The following is a 19,875-nucleotide window of genomic DNA, read 5'->3' on the forward strand; positions in this document are numbered from 1 at the left end:
CGTCAAATCCTTTCGATCGGCGCTTCGCCGAACAGGCCAGCCGGGCGGACCAGAAGAAAAGCGACCGCCAGCACATAGGCGAACCAGGTCGACACGCTGCCTCCCAGCAGGCTTCCGAGATAGATTTCAGCGAGGCTGTCGCCGGCGCCGACGATCAGCCCGCCGACGATCGCGCCTGCCATCGACGTAAATCCGCCGATGATGAGCACCGGCAGTGCCTTGAGCACGACGAGGGTGAGCGCGAACTGCACGCCCTGGCGCGCACCCCACAGCAGACCAGCAACCAGCGAGACGAAGCCCGCGACGCCCCACACGATCTGCCACAAGGTCTGGAGCCGGATCCCGATCGAGAGTGCGGCCTGCGGATCGTCGGCGATCGCGCGCAGCGCGATCCCGATGCGCGTCTTGTTGAAGAAGATCGAGAGCGCGATCACGAGAATGCCGGCTGTGCCCGCCGCCGCGAGGTCGAACTGGCTGACCTGGACTCCGCCGATCTCGATCGGGGTATCGACGATGCCGAGGTCGAGTTCATGCACGCTCGCGCCCATCGCGATCTGCGCGACGCCCTCGATCATGAAGGACACGCCCAGCGTCGCCATGAACAGCGTGATCTGTGGCCGGTTGACCAGCGGCCGCAACACGACGCGTTCCACCGCGATCCCGAGCACCACCATGACCGACAGCGTGATCAGCGCGGCCAGCCAGAAATCGAGGCCCTTGTCACGCAGGGTTACGAAGGTGAGCGCCGCACACAGCACCATCGACCCTTGCGCGAAATTAAAAACGCCGGATGCCTTGAAGACCAGCACAAATCCAATCGCAACCAGCGAGTACATGACGCCCGCAAGCAGGCCGCCGACCAGCGTTTCGACGAAGAAGCTCATCTGGACCTCAATGTGCTGTGCCCAGATAGGCGGCGATCACGTCCGGGTTCCTGCGCACCTGCTCCGGAGAGCCATCCCCGACCTTGCGGCCGTAATCGAGCACGACCACGTGATGCGAGAGCCCCATCACGACGCTCATGTCATGCTCGATCAGCACGATGCTGGTGCGAAGGCGCGTGTTGGTCTCCAGGATGAAGCCGCTCATCTCCTGCTTTTCGTCCTGGTTCATCCCGGCCATCGGCTCGTCGAGCAGCAGCAGGCTCGGTCCGCCGACCAGGGCCCGCGCGAGATCGACCCGCTTCTGAACGCCGTAAGGAAGTGTCGCGACCACCTTGTCACGGTGCTTGGTCAAGTCCAGAAAGGCGACGATCTCATCGACCCGCCGGTTGAACTCGCGCGCTTCGCGCCGGTCGCGGCCGATGCCGAAGGCGTGCTCGACAATGGTCGCGCGGCAATGCCGGATCAGTCCGGCCAGCACGTTGTCGAGGACGCTGAGATGCCGGAACAGCGCATTGTGCTGGAAGGTCCGGCCAACGCCCAAATGCGCGGCTCGCGCCGGGCGAATCCGGACAAATTGCTCGCCATTGAAAGTGATGCTGCCACTGTCGGCCCGATAGACCCCGTTGATGATGTTGAGCAGCGAGCTCTTGCCGGCCCCGTTTGGCCCGATCAGCGCGCAGATCTCGCCTCGCTCCACGTTGAAGCTGAGCGCATTCAGCGCCTTGATCCCCTTGAACGAAAGCGAGACGTCACGCAGTTGCAGAACCGGTTCGGCCATCGCACATCACGCCTCGACGGGCTGACGCGGGGCCAGACTGGCCGTCTCGCGCTCGCGGCGCTTGACCGCCTGGATGTCGCGATAGCTTGCTGCCGGATGGCTCGACGGCAGATACGGGCCGTCTCCGAACAGCTTCTCCCGCAGGGTGCCGGGACGATAGCCGGTCGGATAGACGCCACGCTTCTGCAGCTCCGGAACCAGCAGATCGACAACGTCCTCGAAGGTCTCCGGCGTCACTGCATAGGCGAGATTGAATCCGTCGACGTCGGTCTCCTCCACCCATTGTTGCAGGATATCGGCTACCGTCGACGCCGAACCGACGAACACCGGGCCGAGCCCGCCGATGCCGCCCCAGCGCGCAAGCTCCTCGATGGTCCAGGACTTGCTGCCGCTGGCGAGATGATCGACCACGGAAACGATCGCATTCGTCTCGACCTTCCTGACCAGATCGGTCGGTGCATACTGTCCGAAATCGATGCCGCTCCATCCGGACATGAACACGAGCGCGCCGTCATAGGAGGCGTATTGCTGATACTCCCTGAACTTTGCCTCCGCCTTCGCGTCGGTTTCATCGACAATCACCGTGACCAGATTGTAGGTCAGCACCTTGCGCGGATCGCGACCGGCCTCAGCCGCGAGCCGCCGCACCTCGGCCACATAGGACTTCAGGACCGGCTTGATCGGAGCAGCGACAAACACGCATTCGGCGTGCCCGGCAGCAAACGCCTTGCCGGCACCGGAGGCTCCGGCCTGATACAGCACCGGCGTCCGCTGCGGCGACGGCTCACAGAGATGATAGCCCGGCACGTCAAAGTATCGGCCCTTGTGGGCGATCTCATGAACTTTCGAAGGGTCGGTGAATATCCGCTTCCCGGCATCGCGCAGAACGGCCCCCTCCTCCCAGCTCCCCTCCAGCAACTTGTAGAGCACCTCGGCATATTCGGCCGCCACCTCGTACCGGTTGTCGTGACGGCGTAGCCCGCCCTGGCCGATGTTCTTGGCTCCACTCTCCAGATACGAGGTCACGATGTTCCATCCGACGCGGCCCTTGCTGTGATGATCCGCGGTCGAGAGCCTGCGCGCGAACGTGTAGGGATGCTCAAATGACGTCGATGCCGTGATGCCGATGCCGAGATGCTCGGTTGCAAGGGCAATCGGCGCGACCAGTTGCAAGGGATCGTTGACGGGGATCTGCGCCGCCTGCTCGAGCGCATGGAACAGAGAGTTCTTGTAGACGTCATAGTAGCCGATCACGTCGGCGATGAAGATGCCGTCAAATATCCCCCGCTCCAGCGTTCGCCCGAGATCCTGCCAATAATCAAGATCCTTGTACTTGTAGGAGCGGTCTCGCGGATGCGCCCAGACACCGGGAGACTGATGACCGACACAATTCATGTCGAATGCATTGAACCGAATCTGTCGCGCCATTCACACATCTCCGTGGCGTCGCTCAGCGCGACACCGTTGGCTCTTTCGCGCGACATCTCGCCACAACACGCGATCCATCGTCCATCGCGTTTATCGATCTTTTTCGACACGCATCTTTCGTGGTATCCCGTTGCAGGATGAAGAATTCGCTCTTGGCTCCTTTCAGCTTTGCGTCGCAGGTTCAGATCATGCGGCACACTCGATGTAAGCTGCGACAACAACGTGCTTCGATCGATCGCGTTTCGACACGATCCGACGCGTCGATCGGGGGGTCACGGAGAAGACTTCATTCGCGATCGATATAACCGCGAGCATCGCAGTCTTTGTCGCCGACCGTTGCGTCACTTCAGGCGACATCGATCGGCAAGCTCACACAGCAGATTTTCCTTCGCGCGACGCGAAGCCCCAAACGATTGTGTTGCATCCGAACAGAAATTCAGTCTGGCCCTCGCACGCGAGCGGGGTATTCTTCGAGACAACAATTCCATCCATCCAAGAACTCATGTAACCAGCAAACGCAGCACGATGACCATTCATCCTGGCAGACCGAGCATCAGCGACGACGCCCTTCACAAGCGTTTCGCTCCAATTTTCGAGACGATCGCGGCAGGTGCGGTCGCGCGCGAGCGAAACCGCACGCTACCGATCGAGGAAATCAGGCTGTTGAAGGAAGCCGGCTTCGGAGCTTTGCGTGTGCCGATCGAGTTCGGAGGGCTCGGCGCGACGCTCCGCCAGACGTTCGAGCTGCTGATCGAGCTCGCGGCCGCGGATTCCAACCTGCCGCAGGCGTTACGCGCACACTTCAACCTGGTCGAAGACTTGCGGCTGAACAAGGATGAGGCAGTTAAGGCACGATGGCTCGGAGCTATCGCGAACGGCGCGCTTGTCGGGGTCGCCGTCACCGAGCCAGGCGTTGGTGCGGTCGATCGCTACCGGACCGCCGTCACATCGGAAGAAGCCGCGCTGCGGCTCAACGGGCTGAAGTATTACACGACCGGCACACTCTACGCCGACCACCTTCTCGTCGCGGCCGACCAAGACGGCAAGCGGGTTACTGTTCTGGTTGACACCAGCCAGCCAGGCGTCAACGTTGAGGACGACTGGGACGGCTTCGGCCAGCGGCTCACTGCAAGCGGCACGGCGGAGTTCAAGAATGTCACGGTCACCCCGGATCGGATCATCGGTCCCGGCTACGGCACGGAAGGCCGGGTATTTGGAACGGCCCATGTTCAGCTGATCCTGCTCGCCACGCTCGCAGGGATCGCGAAACGCGCCGCGGCGGATACGAGCGACTGGATCAAAGCACGAACGCGCACGTTCACCCATGCCGTCGCCGACCTGCCACGCAACGATCCCCTGGTGCAGCAGGTCATCGGCCAGCTCCTCAGCGCCGCGTTTGGCGCGCGAGCAACGGTTCTCGCCGCGGTCGACGAGCTCGCGCAGACGCTTGATGGTCGCCACCAGGACCCGCAGCAGCTCGATGCCTCCGAACTTGCGGCGGCGCAGGCGCAGGTGACGGTCATCAAGCTCGTGCTCGACGCCGTGACCACGCTTTTCGAGGTGGGCGGTGCCTCCCTCAGCTCGGAGAAGCTCGCCATCGATCGGCACTGGCGAAACGCACGTACCATCGCTTCCCACAACCCCGCGATCTTCAAACTCCGCGCAATCGGTGCGTACGAGCTGAATGGCGCGGCGCTTCCATATGCCTGGAGTGCCGGCGTTCGTTCCACACGACAACACGCCAGTTAGCAGGCGCTCGTTTGACCGCTTTACGCCGTGCCGAGAGGCACGCCCCCCATCGCCACCAATCCATTATTCCATCAGGAGAGCCAAGTGTCCAACAAGCGGACAGTCGCAATTATCGGAGCGGGTCTAGCCGGAACGACGGCCGGACTTGGCCTCGTCAACGCAGGATTTGACGTCACCATTTACAGCGACCGGGACCGCGCGTCGCTACGCAACGATGTGCCTCCTACGGGAACGGCTGTCTATTTCGGCAAATCCCTCGAATACGATGCCGAGGTCATCGAGGACCTCTATGACGCCGGAACCAGCACAGGGATGAGCGTCCGGATATTCTCCGGCACCGGCGAAACCCGAACACCCGTTATCGAGTTCGACCGTCCCTTCAACTATCGGGCGCAGGCGGTGGATACGCGGCTGCGTGCCGACGACCGCCTCGGTCGCTTCCTGGCGCGAGGCGGAAAGTTCGTCGTGCGTACGGTCACGACGGAAGATCTGGACGCAATTGCAGCAGACGCCGATCTTACCCTCGTTGCGACGGGCAAGGGCGGATTGTCGACCCTGTTCCCGGTTGACCCCGATCGCACTGTCTACGCCGAACCGCAGCGGCACCTGTTGCTCGCAACATTCAAGGATCTGGATCGTGCCGATCATCAGTTCGCCTATCGCAGCTCGGACGGCGCCAGGCACAACTGGTTCAACATCCATGCCGATTTCGGGGAGACGTTCTTCGGTCCTTATCTGCACAAGGATCTCGGCGCCACCCGGGCGTTCATTGGCTTCGCCAAGCCCGGCAGCCCCTGGATCGACATCTTCAACACCGTAAAAGATCCTCAGAGCGCGCGCGACGCCGTGGTGAAGCTGTTCGCAACCTATTTCCCGGAAGATGCGGAGCTGATCGATCAGCTGAAACCCTTGCACGAGGATCCACACTCCTGGCTTCTCGGCGCGGTCTCACCGACTGCTCGACGCGCCGTCGCCCGCACCAAAAACGGACACGCTGTTGCAGCAATCGGAGATGCGGCAGTCTCCTTTGATCCGCTCGGCGGTCAGGGCGCGCAAAATGCAGTTGTCCAATCCGTGCTACTGATCCGCGCGCTGAAGGAGCACAAGGACAGGATCACCTACGAATGGCTGCAGGATCAATTCGACAAGCATTGGGACCACCGCGCCAAGGCCGCGACGGAAGTTACTCGGCTGTTTCTCGGCGATAAGAAATACGCAGCGCATGCGGAACTGCTATTTCCAGCCGCTGCTGTCAACGCAAAGATCGGAAGCGCGTTCTTCGATTTTCTCTCGGAGCCACAGCCGTTGCTCGGTATCCAGAGCCGACAGCAAATAGTCAAGTTCATTTCGGATCTGGCGGGTGAGCCAGCGGACAAGGTCTTGGCAACGTTCAAACCGCCGGAGCAACTTGCGCACGCGCAAGCGGTCGAGCCCGCGCTCGTCTCATCATAAGCGACGGAGTCCACTACCTGGGCGATGTCGGTCGCTGCCAGGAGATGGACATGGTCCATCATCACGCATCATGAGCACACTCCGTCGCAATGGCCCGACGTGCGCGGCACAATATCCTCAAGCTCAACCCCCGCGGCGGTAGCGGCGTGAAAATAGGCTCGTATGAGGCGGTCGCTCAGTATTATTATGAAATCGACAACAAGGAGCGCGCTATCGAATTGGTGGAGCTGTCGCTGGGGTCGCTTGGCACTCTGGATGTGATCGAAGAGGACTGGAAGGAGCGTGCGGCATCGCAATTGGTTCAAACGCTGGCCAACTACAAGGGTAAGAGGGTATGCCATGGCCGATTTTGCGCAACTCCGGAACAAGCGGTTACGGAGGGTAACCGGCGGGCAGCAATACCGATGGAGCCCCATGACGCAGGACCATGACCACGCGATGGTCTACCCATTCCGTCGGGCTTTCGGGTGCAAATTTCAAATTGAGGCAATCTGCAGTTGCGGGCCCAGCAGCATGAGCGCGCGCTGCATCGCCCTGACCTCGTCCCGGGAGCGCGCATCCATAGGTATCGAACGTCCTGGCCGCCCGTCAGCATAACCGGCGTCGGCTGACCGGGCCTCGTATCTGATCAGGTGCCCCGTGTCGTGGCAATCCGGCCGCGTGGTGCGTCGAAATTCACAGCTCCATGTATATGACCTCAATAGGCATGCCGCCGAGACCGTGAGAGAACGAGCCTCGGCCCACGCTGCGAAAGCCGCATTTTCGGTAGAAGCCTTCGGCGTTGATCGTCGCCTCAAGCCTGATTGGCCCGCTATGGCCCAAGCGCGCTTGCGCTATACCGATCTCGAGCAACCGCCGGCCAAGTCCGACGCCTGCTGCCTCGGGCAGTATGAACAATCTGGTTACCTCGCCAGGCTCGACGTCGACAAATGCAACCACGACGTCTCCGCGCTGACACACGGTCATCCGTCCCTTGGCAATAAGGCCTTCGTAAAATATCGGCGTACGCTCCCCCATCCAATTCTCGATTTGAGCCCGCGAGTAGGATGCGCCCGCAAGCCCAGCGATCGACGCCTTGGTGATGTTGAAAACCGTTTCCGCATCTTCCCGACGTGCGGGCCGAAAGGAAAATTTGCCGTCGGCTATCATGAAAACCCGCGTTCCAAATCGCTTCGTCTGCCTTTCAATCTGCGAAATCGCCGTGGCGTCAGTCAACAGTGCGCGTCAGCCGGTGGTGATGTTCCGATCCGCTGAGAGCGCGAAGTGCCAGAGGCGCTAACGGCCCCGACCAGCGAAGTCGAAGCAATTGTCGACATCGGAACCGTTCGCCGAAGACCGAAGTAAAATTCTTGAACGGCGGCGCATCGAGGCGAGCATCCAGCGTCCACTTTTGCTGTTAACCGCGAGGTGTTCCGGCTCCGTCGCAAGATCATCTGTGAGCTTCTTGTCTCACCAAGTTGACATGACCTGATCGACGTAGAAGCTGCGCACGTTGGTGATGCCCTGCCCGCCTTACGCCAACGGCAACCGTGCTCCCACGGCTGTTCCAGTCTCGCCCGCACCATCCCTGCTCGTTAGCTTGCTGTTCGAGCGCAGATTTTCGTCGTATTATTCTATCTTGGGATGATTTTCTGCTTCTTGGCAAGTTTTCAGAACTAAATCCACCTTAGGCTGGAGCGGATTATGCCCTACGACCGAATAGATGCCCGTATCCTCCAGATCGTGCAAAGGAACAACCGTCTAACCTCCGATGCGATCGGCGAGATGGCGGGGCTTTCTGCCACCGCGTGTCAACGACGACTGAAGAGACTTCGTTCCGAAGGTATCATCGAGGCAGACGTCTCAATCGTTTCGCCGAAGGCAGCGGGAAGGCCAATTCAAATGCTTGTGCTGGTGACCTTGGAGCGCGAGCGTTCAGACATCATCGACAGGTTGAAGAAGGCGATCAAAACGAACGATGAAATCGTCAACGGGTTTTACGTCACCGGCGATGCCGACTTGGTCCTGTACATGACCGCCCGCACCATGGAAGATTATGAGGAGTTCACCCAGCAATTCTTTTACAAGAACCCAGACATTAAGGGCTTCAAGACGATGGTTATCCTGGACCGCGTAAAGTCCGGCTTTGCCATTCCAATCGAAGCTCCAGCCCAGGATTGATCACCCCCCGCGACCACGAGAGCCGGACATCTCACTGTCGGACCAATCGCGAGCGACGCCTCGAGACTACGTCCTCGCCGACTGCAACGCTCGTCATCCAGCCGACGGACGTCGGCATTCGTGGCGAGTCCGAGAGGCCACCGTCGCAAAACAGCCATGGCATGGTTATCTGACGCCGCGAAGTCAGGACCTGTTAGCGAAGCCGACAGCCCTTCCCGGTAAACCCAACTCCGACCGGCATCAACATCAGACCAAGATGACCACGGCAACATTTCTGATTGGATCGCCGCACAGCCAGCTCCCTGAAGCGCGCATCCTCGTGCTGCGCTCCAGCTCGCGCAGTTCGTCTGTCGCCGGTGATGCTCCATGCAGACTCGCATTCCGCCGTCATATCCATGTTGAATGTGTTAGCCGATCAGGACCCATAAGGCGGCTGCAGGATGCGGCCATCTTCGGCGGTCATCCGCCATCAGCGCCACCACCGAGACATTCCCCATAGGCTTCTCCTATGACCGACCCAAAAGTGCCTATTTGTCTGTCCGGGCAGCGCGCGTTACTGCTTCAGCACGAAATGGTCGCGTGGTGTTGGCACCCGGCTCGTCTGCACGACGCAAAGCGCTATAGCCTTCACGCCGAGGACCAACGCAGACCCGAGCGTCCGATCCGCGGCAACCATTGAGCCTTGAGTTGAAGAGCCAGGTTTGGGGCTGCGGCCGGATCAGAACGCAGAGGGCCGGGACGCACGATTAGATGCGGGGTGAATAGTAAGCAAAGCAGGGAGGTTGAATTCCGTCGAGTCGCTCAAAACGGTCATCAAATCAGAACAATGACAGAACCGTGACGCTCATCCGACGAGCAAGGTCGCCATCGCGCGGACGCTCGGAAGATGAAGACTGGGAGGAACTTAAATTGGATGGGCAATTGCAGGCGTTAATGGACGCCATCGATCTCGCACGCGACGAGCGTTCCATTCGCAACGCGATCAAAAAGTTCACTGTCTCATCTGGCTTCGATCGCTATGCCTACATTCATATCAACGCCGATGATGTGGTCGCTTTGAGCGATTATCCCGCGGAATGGCAGAACCTCTATCTTGCAAAGCATTACACGATCATTGACCCTGTCGTAACGACCGCCAAACGCAGCATGCGGATGTTCGCCTGGTCAGGAACGCGACGTGCGCAAGAGTTCGCGCGAGGTCAGGCAATTCTATTCCGAGGCAACTGACTTCGGCATTCGCTCCGGCGTTTCCATTCCGATCAGGACAAGCTATGGCCGCACCGCGATGATCACGCTCGCATCAGATCGTCGGCGGGTCGAGGTTCCGCCATGGGACCCGATGCAGGCGGCATTGGCGCTCGCCTACATTCATGTTCATCTTAGCCTGGCGTCTGCGTCGTCGTTCAAAACGGGGGATGTGACGTTGTCGACGCAGGAAGCGATTTCACTCAGCTGGTCTTCATATGGCAAGTCGATGAACGTGATCGCCGACTTGCTTGGGATCAAGCCACGAACGGTCCAATTCTATCTGGATAACGCGCGCGACAAACTCGGCGCCAGCAATCTCCAGCACGCCGTCCGCATCGCCATGGAGAAAGAGTTGATCTAGATCCGGCGTGAGCGCCCCGGGGCAGCACTCACTCTCATGTTGGGTAATGCCCCGAGCGAGACAAAGACGGAAGCCACGACGCCCACACCGGTGCGCGCTGATTCACGAAGTCTGCGAGTTTGCCGATTATCCGGCCGGTACCTTTGGAACGTAGCCGAGCCGATCGATCAGGTTGTTCAAGACAAGCTGGCGCGCCCGATGTTCGGCTTCCGCGTGTTCATGAATTCGTTGGAGTTCCGCCCGGCGTTCTGGGCCACAGTTTGTGTCAGTCTCTGCGGCTGCCCAGTCCAGTCGGGCGGTCTCTGCGAGCGCGACGCTAACCCGGTATTCGCGAATAGCATCGACGGTCAGGTGTTCAATCTCCGGTTGCGTCATTCCGCCAAAGATGCGATCGAGATCGCAATTGAGCCCGGTGCCGGGCGATTCATCATCCTTGATCGATACCATAACTCTCACACGGGCCTGGTCCGCGGTGCGCCCCCGCCGACGATAATCCTTTGATCCCTAGCCGGGGGTTGGAAACTGTGTCTAGACAGCCCTGCGACCTTTAGCACCGAGGCACCTGGACATACGTCACAGGCCCCCGGCCAATAGGTCAGAGGATCCTGATGCCGTCACGGCCGGCACCAACCGCTAGACAGAGGTTTCCACACCTCCAGGCAGTGCGTACTGCCCTGTGATTCCTTATAGATCGATCGGGGGTCTGGCGCCAGCCGTGGAGAATATGGCGGATTCAATCAAACCGGCTCAGTCTGAGCCGGCCAACAGCCGACCGAGATGAAAGGCGAGCCGGATGATTGACGGCGTACGACACCTGCTGATGAGCATCGGAAAAGAGTCCCCCGCGCCGGAACAGAATTGGCTGGATCGCCGAGCGGCTGCATCTCAGCATTACGGAGCTGATGGGCGATAACGCTGCTTTGCAGCTCCCCTATACCAGGCTTGGCTGTCCAGCCCCCATTGTCGCGACCCGCAGGCCGGCCTATTTCGGTTTGCTGACACCAATGCCGGTCAGATCGATCCGGATGCCCGCCTTGTTTGGGTTGTCCGGCTCCTGCGGGGTCCCATTGACCGGACCGCTCGCGGACCTCGCCGCGTCATTCCCGTCCACGGGCTCGTCGCCAGAGTCCGGCTGAGGCTTGCGGACCGGCAGACTACCGGGATCGGGTTCGTCGAACACGTATTTCCCGTCGAAATAACCGGTCTTCCACGCGTCAATCGCATCGCCGAACGCCTCGTCGACCGGTGCGCCATACCACTTCGTAACGATGCGATAGACCTTGCCGAAGAGTGCGGTTCCCATCCTGAGATTGGCACAGGCATCGATCAGATCTGGTTTGAGTTCGGCGACGTCGCTGATGCCGAGCCCGGCCGGATATTGGGTCACGCCGACGCGGACCATCGCTTGGCCGACGTAACGGCGGACCAACTCCATGGCGTCGTCTGGCGTCTTGGGCGGCGTCACGAGGATGACGCGGTTTCCAGTGCGGATGGTGACGGCAAGCGGATCGAGCGATCCGACGGCGCGGATGAACTTCTCGACGATCGCCGGCTTCAAATCTGGATCGGCACATTGATGAATGGTGGCGGCATCGATCATGATGAACCCCTTCAGGTGTTGAACGAGAGCACGAGCGGCAGGGCGAACAGGCGCGCCCAGGCTTGGGTGGTCGCTCTTTGAATCGGGAGGATGCCTGTGCCGGCTGTCCACCAATCGTTGCCGATCGCGACAAGCACGTCGGGCGAGTGGAGCATCGACTGCAGGACGGGCCAGACGAGCAACTGCTCGTAACAGATCAGCGGCGCGACGCGCCGGCCGGCCGACTCCACGATGGGGTTGCCGAAGAACGTGGCGCTGGCGCCTCCGCCCTGCCCCGTCCATGCGAGCCAGGGTTGCCACATCGAGATCGGCACCGGCATGCGCTCGCCATAGAGCCGGCGCGCGCGACCGGCGCTCATCTCCATCATGGTGTTGTCATAGCCTTGGCGATCGACGATCGCGGCACCGGCGATCACCGTGATGTCGGTGCCGCGAAGGCCGTCCATCCAGAAGGCGCTCGTGGTCGGCGTCCACAGCCCGGCGGCACTCTCGGGAAGCACGACAACGCGGGCTTCGACCGCGCCCACTTCGCGCACGCGCTGGAGAAGCGCTTGGGATTGCTCGAGGTCCGGGGCCCGGCCGAGCCCGCGTCCAAGCTTGGTATCGAGACCAGTCCATCCGTCTGGTTGGGCCGGCGCAATCCAGTGCGCCGCCGACCAAGCCCAGAAGCCGGCCGCGAGGATCGCTGCGGCAGGCCATGTGCCTGTCGTCATGGTGAGCAGGATAGCCACAGTCGCCGCCAGTCCCCACCATCCCCATCCGGGAAACAGGACACCGGCCGCCGTGATCGGCTGCGCCCATCCGACGACCCCGAAAGGCGGCACGCTCATCAAGACCGCCCCGAGCCCAAACCAAAGCGCCATCCCCCATCCCGGCCGCCTTTGCCACAGCACGGCGTGGACCAGGGCGAAGATCGCCGCCGCGCCGATCCACAAGGCGATGCCAACACCAAAATCTGTATCGTAGAAATTGACGACGCCTTGCGGCAGCCCACGCGAAGCCGCAAGGAAATAGGCCGCGCTCACTGCCGCTGAGATCAACCGCGACGGCGCGAACGCCCAAAGCGTCGGGAAGGCGCAGGCGAGCGGCAGAGCGAGTGGGTGACCGCACCAGGCAGCAGCCCCGACTGCGGCCGCGGCGCCGGCCATCGCCCCGCCGCGCCAGGAGCTATGGGCCGATGGCGAGGACCGGCCGGGCGAGGCCGAGAATGCCCGATGATGGGATCGGGCCAAAGTAGCGGGAATCATAGGAGCCTGCGAAGTCGGAGTGGAGATAGAGCTCGCCGGCGGGAATGACGCCGCCGGCAAACGGCGCGAGAGGACGGCCGGCGGCATCGGTATGCCGGACATCGGAATCGGGGAGCTGACGGCCGTCGATCGAGACCTGATCAGCCACATCGAGGCGTTGGCCGCCGATCGCGGCGACGGTCTTGATGAGGGGGCTTAAGCCCCCGGCGCAAAGTCCGCGCCGGAGGTAGCCGCGCGCAAAGGCGCGCTCGAACTCGGCCGTGTCCGGCGGACAGATGAAGACGAGATCGCCGACGGCGGCCTCACGATCCAGCGGCTCGATCCGCCAGAGACCCCGCGGATAGCTCGGCGTCATGTTGATGCGCAGTCCGGCGCACCAGCCAGCGCCCGCGAAGGCAGCGACGAGTCCGGCGCCCGCCGCCAGGATCAGCAAGGGGAGGTGCCGAATGCTCATTTCAGGGTCTGCCCCGGGCTTTCGGTTAGACGCTGTGCCTCGGCCTGCTTGAGGGCCTGCGCGGCACGCTCCTGGGCGGCGAGTTGCTGTGCCGCACGCATCGCAGGCCAGGCTTCCTTGAGCTGGTCACGACGCGCTGGATCCATGCCAGCCGCCGCCTTCTCGAAGGCCTGCCCCTTCGCCTCCCCGGCCGCGTTCGGCAGGAATGTGCGATCGCCAAAACGCTCTGCGACAGCCTTGTTGAAACCGTCGATTTCCGCTTTCACCATCCTGTCCGCGAGCGCGAATTCGAGCGCGCTGGGCAGGTCGTTGCGGTCGATGGCATCGCGCACGCGCTCGAGTACGCGACGCGCGTCGCGTGACAACGCGGGGATGTCGATCGCGACCCGCTGCCGGGTCGCGCGTTCCTCGGCTTCATGCTTGTGCTCGGCCTCGGCCCGAAGACGTAAGTAACGCTCGATGTCGCGCTTGAGCGCCGGCACATTGGCCTCGGCGCGCTGGCGCTCCTGTTTGTCGGCCTTGCCCGCCAGCAGGCCGGTCTTGCCGCGCAGCGCCCCGAACGAGTCAGGGTTCGAGGCGAGCAGGGCGAGCGTCGAAGTCGCCGCGGCGGAATCTTTCAGCACGGCGTCGAAGTTCGTCGCGCGGAACGCGCGCTCGGGATTGGCAAAGACGAGGCGGAAGCGAGTGGAGACTTGCTCCCACTGCTGCTTGATGGCGGGATCGGCGAGGATCCTGTCCTCGACGGTGTCGATGAGGGATTTCGGAAACGTCATCACGCCGGCGACCATGGGCTTCTCCTCCTTGTGTGCGGTGCTGATGATGGGTTTGCGGCTGTCGATGAGGCCTAGTTTTTCGCCGAGCGCGCGCAGCCGACGGCCGACGTCGGCAAGGCGCAGCTTCTGACGAACCGTCCAGCGCAGGCGGTCGTTCAAGAGCGTGCGCGCCACCTTGACGATGTGCAGTCCGCGGTTCGCGGCGAAACGCAGCGCATCGCGATAGAGACTGCCGCGTTCGTAATCGAGCGTGGTTTCTTTCGCGCGGCGCTGCGACAGGATCGGGATCAGGCCGCCTGCCTTCTGGAACGAACGCCGGCCGTAGTAGAGCGCCACATCCTCGCGGTGGCGGGTCAGCGCGACGTAGCTCAGGTGCTTGTCGAGGGACAGCGTTGCCAGCACCTTGACCCGGTCGACCGTCGCTCCTTGCGCCTTATGCACGGTCGTCGCATAGCCGTGGTCGACATTGCGATAGAAGCGCTGATCGACCTCGACGCGGCGGCGGCCCTCGCCCTCGCCGATCTCGGCGACCAGGCGCGCCGGCTCGGCTTCCACGACCCTGCCGATCATGCCGTTTTTGACGCCGAGCGAGCCCTCGTTTTTCAAGAAGACGATCTGGTCGCCCGGGGCAAACCTGCGCCCGCCATCCTCGGTCCGGAAGGCATGTCCTGCTCCGACCAGACCGCGCTCGACGAGTTTAGCCCGCGCCATTTCGTTCAGCGCGCGGACGTCGCGGCGCAGATGCGCCAGGATCAATGTCGACTTGGACGGATCGTAGTCGCGATTCCAATCGGCGATCAGATTGTCGATCGCCTGCGCCTTCAACTCCGAGCCGAACAGACGTCCATGGTGACCATAGGCGGACAGGGCCTGCGCCGTCCGGCCACGGGCAAGATCGAGCGAGGCGTCGCGCATCCATTGCTGGCGCTGGCGATAGATCGTTTCGAGTTCAGCATAGCCGACGCGCTCGACGATCGCGCGGAATGCCGCCCCCGCTTCGATCGGCTGAAGCTGCTCGGGATCGCCGACCAGGACGAGCTTCGCTCCTGCCTTTGATGCTGTTTCGACGAACAGCGCCATCTGCCGCGAGGCGACCATGCCGGCTTCGTCCAGAACAAAAACCGTTCTATCATCGAGGCCGTCGCGCCCGTTCTTCCAACGCAACTCCCAGGAGGCCAGCGTGCGCGACTCGATGCCCGCCTCCTTCTCCAATCCCTCGGCCGCCTTGCCCGCCAAGGCGCCGCCAACGACGCGGTAGCCGGCGGCCTCCCACACCTCGCGCGCGGCCCGCATCATCGTGGTCTTGCCCGCCCCAGCCCGGCCGACAACCGCCGCGATCCTCTCTCCGGACGCCAGATGCTCGATGGCGGTGCGCTGCTCGACCGAGAGGTTGGTGTGCCGCGCGGACACGGCGGCGATGATTGGTGCCTTCACCGCGAATTCCTCCCTGCCCGAGAGGTGGACCGCGCGCCGCGCCATCTCCGCTTCGAGCCGGATCAGCTCGCGTGTCGTATATTTCGCCGGTACCCGCGCGCCCGTGGCGAAGTCGATCGTCTCGCCTTCCAGCCGCAGCGCATCGGGGCTTTGCAGCACCCGCGCCATCAAGTGCTGGAAGGTTCCGGCATCGTCGACATAGCGATGCAGGAGCTTGCCGACATCCCGCTCATCGAACACGCTCTTTTCCCGCGAAATCATGTCGAGCACGATCTCCGGACGGCGCTGGATTCGCCTGAGAGTTTCGGCGCGGTTCTCCTCGAAGACGCGCAGCCGTTCGAGGTCGGGATCGCGCCCCTCGCGCTCCGCCCGGCGCTGGATGGCTTTGGCCGCAACGCCGATATGGGTGGTTGGCACGACATCGATCCCACGCTCGGCGTAGGACCGCCCATCGACCCGAATCTCGTGACCGTTCAGGGCGAGATGCTGGTTCTGCAACTCGAGCCAGCCGTTGCGCTGCTCGAGGAACTCCTGTTTCTCGCCGGCCCAAAGCCGGTAGACGATCTTGCCGGACTTCATGCGCAGCGGCTGCCCGTCCTCACCGATAACCGCGACCCGCTTTGGCCCGAATCCACCCTCGGTGAGAGGCCGCAGCGTTGTCATGAGGTGGACATGCGGATTGCCCGGCTCGTCATGATAGACCCAGTCCGCAACCTGTCCGCGCGACAGCACCTGCTCCGCCACGAACTGGCGCATCAGCGCGATGTTCTGCTTAGGTGTCAGTTCGACAGGCAGCGCGATGATGAACTCCTTGGCGAACTGCGCATCCGCGCGCTTTTCGAAGGCCTCGACCTTGTTCCAGAAGGCCTCCGACGCACCCGCGATGGAGCGATCGGCGATCATCGTCCGAAGCCAGGCGGGCGCGTTCGGCGGAACCTGGAATTCCTCGTGGATCATCCCGCCCTTGTTGGAATAGTCGACGGTGCGGCCCTCGGCCTCGAATTCCATCTTCGCGCAATGCCGGTAGGCGGCAGCCAGCACGGCGCTGCGGCCATCGCCGCGTCCGATAAGCTGGGGCGTGAAATGGGTGATGGCCACGGCTGGAGCGATCCCGAAACGAGTGAACATGCTGTTCGTCGGAACCGGCCGCCTGTTCGAGGCGGGAAGCAGGACGTCGCGTCAGCGACGTATTACTGCGCCCTTGGGAAGCCGCTCCTTCGGAACGGCGGGATGATCTTCCAAAGCGTCGGCTTCGCCGACCCCGTTAATTACCCGGGTCGCGCTTCGCGCTCTCCCTGGCTTTCTTGTCACGCGCTTCGCGCAGTTCGATAGGAAGGGTCTTCCGGAATGAAAAAGCCCTCGCGGCAAATCAGGGACGAAATCGCACGGCTCCAGGACCAGCTGAAGCAGGCTGAGACGCGGGAGGCCGAGCGCATCGGCCGCATCGCGCTCAAGGCTGGGATGGGAGAGATCGAGATCGAGGAAGGCGCGTTGCTGTCTGCATTCGAGGAGATCGCTGGCCGGTTTCGCAAAGGCGGGAGCCGACCCGCCGAGGCGGCCACGGCCGTCCCGCCTGGCGCGTTTTCGGGCGTGGCTGAACAGGGCTGAACGCATGCGCCGCTCCGATGCCAATGACGCCCGCAAGAAGGACACACGGGAGAAGATCGAGCTCGGCGGCCTGATCGTGAAGGCCGGGCTGCGCTACGAGAAGCGCGCGCTGTTGCTCGGCCTGTTGCTTGATGCCGCCGATCGTTTGCGCGGCAACGAGGCGGAACGCGAGCGCCTGATGGCGATCGGCGCGAAGGCGTTTGGCCATGAGAACAAATAAGATCGCGCTGGCGCTCGCGCCGGCCGTGCTGATGGCGGGCTTGTGCCTTGCCCTCACCGGCATCGAAGCGTGGCTTTCGAAGTTCGGAAGAACCCCAAACGCGCACCTGGTGCTCGGCCGGATCGGCATCGCCCTGCCCTACGTGATCGCTGCGGCGATCGGCGTGGTCTTCCTGTTCGCGGCGGCTGGTGCGACAGCGATCCGCTGGGCCGGTTGGAGCGTCGTGTTCGGCGGCCTGCTGGTGGTCGCGATCGCCGCCTCGCGCGAGATCGCCCGCCTCCATTCCTTTGCCAATGCCCTGCCCGCTGGAGACCGGCTTGTCGCTTATGCCGATCCCTCGACCATCACTGGAGCGACGATCGCTGCGCTCGCGACCGTGTTCGGGCTGCGGGTGGCCATGAAGGGCAACGCCGCCTTTGCGGCCACAGCGCCGCGCCGCATTCGCGGCCAACGCGCCATCCATGGCGAGTCGGACTGGATGACGATGACCGAGGCTGCGCGGCTGTTCCAGGAGGCGGGTGGCATCGTGGTCGGGGAGCGCTATCGCGTCGATCGGGAAGCGGTCGCCGACCAGTCCTTCCGCGCCGACGACCCTGAGACATGGGGCAGCGGCGGCAGGTCTCCCCTCCTCTGCTTTGACGGGTCATTTGGATCGTCGCACGGCATCGTGTTCGCCGGTTCCGGCGGCTTCAAGACGACATCCATGACGGTGCCGACGGCGCTCAAATGGGGCGGCGGACTGGTCGTTCTCGACCCCTCAGACGAGGTCGCACCGATGGTCACGGGACACCGGCATGGTGCGGGTCGTCAGGTCTTCGTGCTCGACCCGCGCTCCTTAGGCGTCGGCTTCAATGTGCTCGACTGGATCGGCCAGCACGGCGCAACCAAGGAAGAGGACATTGCCGCCGTCGCCTCATGGATCATGACCGACAATCCACGCCAGGGCTCGGCGCGGGACGACTTCTTTCGTGCCTCGGCGTTGCAGCTGCTGACGGCGTTGACCGCCGATGTCTGCCTGTCTGGTCACACGGAAAAGAAGGATCAGCACCTCCGCCAGGTCCGCGCCAATCTCTCCGAGCCGGAGCCGAAGTTGCGCCAACGCCTGCAGACGATTTACGAAAACTCCGGCTCTGGATTCGTGAAGGAGAATGTCGCGCCCTTCATCGCCATGACCCCGGAAACCTTTAGCGGCGTCTACGCCAACGCCGTGAAGGAAACCCACTGGCTCTCCTATGCCAACTATGCCGCGCTGGTGTCCGGCTCGAGCTTCACGACGGCCGAGATCGCGGAAGGCCGGACGGACGCCTTCATCAATCTCGACCTGAAGACGCTGGAGAATCATGCCGGCCTCGCCCGCGTTATCATCGGATCGCTGCTCAACGCCATCTACAATCGCAATGGCGAAGTGACCGGCCACACCCTGTTCCTGCTCGATGAGGTCGCCCGTCTCGGCTACTTGCGCATTCTTGAAACCGCGCGCGACGCGGGTCGCAAATACGGCATCACCCTCTTGATGCTCTACCAGTCGATCGGCCAGATGCGCGAGGCCTATGGCGGACGTGATGCCACCAGCAAGTGGTTCGAGAGCGCGTCCTGGATCTCCTTCTCGGCGATCAACGACCCTGAAACGGCGGACTACATCTCGAAGCGCTGCGGTGACACGACCGTCGAGGTCGATCAACTGAGCCGATCCTCGCAGATGTCGGGTTCCTCCAGAACGCGGTCCAAGCAGCTTACGCGCCGGCCGCTGATGCTGCCGCATGAGGTCCTGCGCATGCGGACGGACGAGCAGATCATCTTCACGGCCGGCAATCCGCCGCTGCGGTGCGGACGCGCCATCTGGTTCAGGCGAGCTGACATGAGAGTGTGCGTCGGCGAGAACAGGTTCTACCGGAGAGAAGCTGGCGGGCGTAGCTGATGATCGTAGAATACGGCGACGAGGCAAAGTCCCTGGCGGGCCGTACAAGATCGGCTGGCTCCCAGGTAGCCCCTGATGTTTTCTCGCTTTTTCGCCGTGGGCGGGCGTCTACCGCGCCCAACTTGCACGCATTCAGCGCCCCAGAACCTAGCGCCGGGTTCCTTGTTGCCGTATTGTCATAGCTCTCCGGGAGCGGGATCATGGTCGAGCGGAACGGGATTGCGAGGACGCCGCGCGAGCATTTCAGGCGAACTGCAGAAGACGAACTCGAGAAGTTTGTCCGCAAAGAGATTGCATTCCAGCAAGCCGAGCGCATCGAGCGCGCAAGGGAGCTGCGCCTTCCTGTTCAGAACGAGATCGTACCTTCCGGGTCTGGACCGAGTTCGAAATTGATGGCACGACGATCTCCCTGACTGGGTCCGAGCTCAAGCTGGCTGCCGTGGGCGCACGGCAGCGTACGTGATCGTTGCAGTCAAGGACTGCTCGGGCACACGCCCCCCCCCCCCCCCCGGCGCAATTCCTTTCTGGGGGCAGAGCCGTCTTCTGATCTGCATCATCGAC

18 protein-coding genes and 1 pseudogene are annotated in these 19,875 nt (G+C 62.6%); 10 read left to right on the forward strand and 9 right to left on the reverse strand.

All coding sequences use genetic code 11. From position 1 onward, the window contains the following. Positions 1-2: 2 nt before the first annotated feature. Genes H8A95_RS11560 through H8A95_RS11570 form a run of 3 tightly spaced genes read right to left on the reverse strand, consistent with a single transcriptional unit; the run spans position 3 to position 3,090 of the window. Positions 3-884 (reverse strand): branched-chain amino acid ABC transporter permease, encoded by an 882-nt coding sequence (locus H8A95_RS11560; protein WP_229165873.1) that lies wholly within the window; start codon positions 882-884, stop codon positions 3-5. Positions 885-891: 7 nt separating this feature from the next. Beyond that, entirely contained in the window at positions 892-1,662 is a 771-nt protein-coding gene (locus H8A95_RS11565; protein ID WP_229165872.1) for an ABC transporter ATP-binding protein, read from the reverse strand. A gap of 6 nt (positions 1,663-1,668) precedes the next feature. Continuing rightward, entirely contained in the window at positions 1,669-3,090 is a 1,422-nt protein-coding gene (locus tag H8A95_RS11570) for an LLM class flavin-dependent oxidoreductase (RefSeq protein ID WP_229165871.1), read from the reverse strand. 525 nt (positions 3,091-3,615) lie between these two features. Between H8A95_RS11570 and H8A95_RS11575 the strand changes: the two genes are divergently transcribed. The 3 genes from H8A95_RS11575 to H8A95_RS11585 all read left to right on the forward strand — a co-directional run bounded on the left by H8A95_RS11575 (position 3,616) and on the right by H8A95_RS11585 (position 6,722). Next, on the forward strand, positions 3,616-4,839 hold the full coding sequence (locus H8A95_RS11575) for an acyl-CoA dehydrogenase family protein (RefSeq protein WP_229165902.1): 1,224 nt from the start codon (positions 3,616-3,618) through the stop codon (positions 4,837-4,839). An 84-nt stretch (positions 4,840-4,923) separates the two neighbouring features. Further along, complete coding sequence (locus H8A95_RS11580; protein ID WP_229165870.1) at positions 4,924-6,291, forward strand: styrene monooxygenase/indole monooxygenase family protein; 1,368 nt, start codon at positions 4,924-4,926, stop codon at positions 6,289-6,291. 89 nt (positions 6,292-6,380) lie between these two features. After that, positions 6,381-6,722, forward strand: a complete 342-nt coding sequence (locus H8A95_RS11585; RefSeq protein ID WP_229165869.1) for a hypothetical protein — start codon at positions 6,381-6,383, stop codon at positions 6,720-6,722. Positions 6,723-6,966: 244 nt separating this feature from the next. Here H8A95_RS11585 and H8A95_RS11590 read toward each other — a convergent pair whose 3' ends face one another. Continuing rightward, entirely contained in the window at positions 6,967-7,506 is a 540-nt protein-coding gene (locus tag H8A95_RS11590; protein ID WP_229165868.1) for a GNAT family N-acetyltransferase, read from the reverse strand. A gap of 468 nt (positions 7,507-7,974) precedes the next feature. Here H8A95_RS11590 and H8A95_RS11595 point away from each other — a divergent pair, with 468 nt between their 5' ends. The 3 genes and pseudogenes from H8A95_RS11595 (at position 7,975) to H8A95_RS44430 (ending at position 10,060) form a co-directional block, all read left to right on the forward strand. After that, the gene (locus H8A95_RS11595; RefSeq protein WP_229165867.1) at positions 7,975-8,451 is read left to right on the forward strand and encodes an Lrp/AsnC family transcriptional regulator; all 477 of its coding nucleotides are present in this window, start codon (positions 7,975-7,977) and stop codon (positions 8,449-8,451) included. Between the two features lie 933 nt (positions 8,452-9,384). After that, positions 9,385-9,775, forward strand: a pseudogene (locus tag H8A95_RS11600) (autoinducer binding domain-containing protein); the annotation flags it as partial. A 150-nt stretch (positions 9,776-9,925) separates the two neighbouring features. Further along, complete coding sequence (locus H8A95_RS44430; RefSeq protein ID WP_229165901.1) at positions 9,926-10,060, forward strand: LuxR C-terminal-related transcriptional regulator; 135 nt, start codon at positions 9,926-9,928, stop codon at positions 10,058-10,060. A gap of 126 nt (positions 10,061-10,186) precedes the next feature. Here the strand turns inward: H8A95_RS44430 and H8A95_RS11610 are convergent, their stop codons facing one another. The 5 genes from H8A95_RS11610 to traA form a co-directional block, all read right to left on the reverse strand. After that, a complete protein-coding gene (locus H8A95_RS11610) occupies positions 10,187-10,507 on the reverse strand; it encodes a transcriptional repressor TraM (RefSeq protein ID WP_229165866.1) in 321 nt (106 codons plus the stop codon). Between the two features lie 535 nt (positions 10,508-11,042). Further along, positions 11,043-11,660, reverse strand: coding sequence for a TraH family protein (locus H8A95_RS11615; protein ID WP_229165865.1), 618 nt, complete (start codon positions 11,658-11,660; stop codon positions 11,043-11,045). A gap of 11 nt (positions 11,661-11,671) precedes the next feature. Beyond that, positions 11,672-12,808, reverse strand: a complete 1,137-nt coding sequence (locus H8A95_RS11620) for a conjugal transfer protein TraB (RefSeq protein WP_229165864.1) — start codon at positions 12,806-12,808, stop codon at positions 11,672-11,674. 19 nt (positions 12,809-12,827) lie between these two features. Beyond that, entirely contained in the window at positions 12,828-13,361 is a 534-nt protein-coding gene (gene traF, locus H8A95_RS11625) for a conjugative transfer signal peptidase TraF (RefSeq protein WP_229165863.1), read from the reverse strand. Further along, entirely contained in the window at positions 13,358-16,666 is a 3,309-nt protein-coding gene (traA, locus tag H8A95_RS11630; RefSeq protein ID WP_229183266.1) for a Ti-type conjugative transfer relaxase TraA, read from the reverse strand. The genes traF and traA overlap by 4 nt, the downstream gene beginning before the upstream one ends. A gap of 249 nt (positions 16,667-16,915) precedes the next feature. Between traA and traC the strand changes: the two genes are divergently transcribed. From traC to H8A95_RS11650, 4 genes are all read left to right on the forward strand, one after another. Next, the gene (gene traC / locus H8A95_RS11635) at positions 16,916-17,176 is read left to right on the forward strand and encodes a conjugal transfer protein TraC (RefSeq protein ID WP_229165861.1); all 261 of its coding nucleotides are present in this window, start codon (positions 16,916-16,918) and stop codon (positions 17,174-17,176) included. A 4-nt stretch (positions 17,177-17,180) separates the two neighbouring features. Next, entirely contained in the window at positions 17,181-17,396 is a 216-nt protein-coding gene (gene traD / locus H8A95_RS11640) for a type IV conjugative transfer system coupling protein TraD (RefSeq protein WP_229165860.1), read from the forward strand. Further along, positions 17,383-19,314, forward strand: coding sequence for a Ti-type conjugative transfer system protein TraG (gene traG / locus H8A95_RS11645; protein ID WP_229165859.1), 1,932 nt, complete (start codon positions 17,383-17,385; stop codon positions 19,312-19,314). Before traD ends, traG begins: the two co-directional genes overlap by 14 nt. 200 nt (positions 19,315-19,514) lie before the next feature. Continuing rightward, complete coding sequence (locus H8A95_RS11650; protein WP_229165858.1) at positions 19,515-19,727, forward strand: hypothetical protein; 213 nt, start codon at positions 19,515-19,517, stop codon at positions 19,725-19,727. Positions 19,728-19,875 lie beyond the last annotated feature (148 nt).

Source organism: Bradyrhizobium oropedii, assembly GCF_020889685.1.
Taxonomy (GTDB): Bacteria; Pseudomonadota; Alphaproteobacteria; order Rhizobiales; family Xanthobacteraceae; genus Bradyrhizobium; species Bradyrhizobium oropedii.

Coding starts and splice junctions, on each gene's coding strand:
- H8A95_RS11560 (WP_229165873.1), bottom strand. CDS start 884: ATGAGCTTCTTCGTCGAAACGCTGGTCGGCGGCCTGCTTGCGGGCGTC.
- H8A95_RS11565 (WP_229165872.1), bottom strand. CDS start 1,662: ATGGCCGAACCGGTTCTGCAACTGCGTGACGTCTCGCTTTCGTTCAAG.
- H8A95_RS11570 (WP_229165871.1), bottom strand. CDS start 3,090: ATGGCGCGACAGATTCGGTTCAATGCATTCGACATGAATTGTGTCGGT.
- H8A95_RS11575 (WP_229165902.1), top strand. CDS start 3,616: ATGACCATTCATCCTGGCAGACCGAGCATCAGCGACGACGCCCTTCAC.
- H8A95_RS11585 (WP_229165869.1), top strand. CDS start 6,381: ATGGCCCGACGTGCGCGGCACAATATCCTCAAGCTCAACCCCCGCGGC.
- H8A95_RS11595 (WP_229165867.1), top strand. CDS start 7,975: ATGCCCTACGACCGAATAGATGCCCGTATCCTCCAGATCGTGCAAAGG.
- H8A95_RS44430 (WP_229165901.1), top strand. CDS start 9,926: ATGAACGTGATCGCCGACTTGCTTGGGATCAAGCCACGAACGGTCCAA.
- H8A95_RS11610 (WP_229165866.1), bottom strand. CDS start 10,507: ATGGTATCGATCAAGGATGATGAATCGCCCGGCACCGGGCTCAATTGC.
- H8A95_RS11615 (WP_229165865.1), bottom strand. CDS start 11,660: ATGATCGATGCCGCCACCATTCATCAATGTGCCGATCCAGATTTGAAG.
- H8A95_RS11620 (WP_229165864.1), bottom strand. CDS start 12,808: ATGGCCGGCGCCGCGGCCGCAGTCGGGGCTGCTGCCTGGTGCGGTCAC.
- traF (WP_229165863.1), bottom strand. CDS start 13,361: ATGAGCATTCGGCACCTCCCCTTGCTGATCCTGGCGGCGGGCGCCGGA.
- traC (WP_229165861.1), top strand. CDS start 16,916: ATGAAAAAGCCCTCGCGGCAAATCAGGGACGAAATCGCACGGCTCCAG.
- traD (WP_229165860.1), top strand. CDS start 17,181: ATGCGCCGCTCCGATGCCAATGACGCCCGCAAGAAGGACACACGGGAG.
- traG (WP_229165859.1), top strand. CDS start 17,383: ATGAGAACAAATAAGATCGCGCTGGCGCTCGCGCCGGCCGTGCTGATG.
- H8A95_RS11650 (WP_229165858.1), top strand. CDS start 19,515: ATGGTCGAGCGGAACGGGATTGCGAGGACGCCGCGCGAGCATTTCAGG.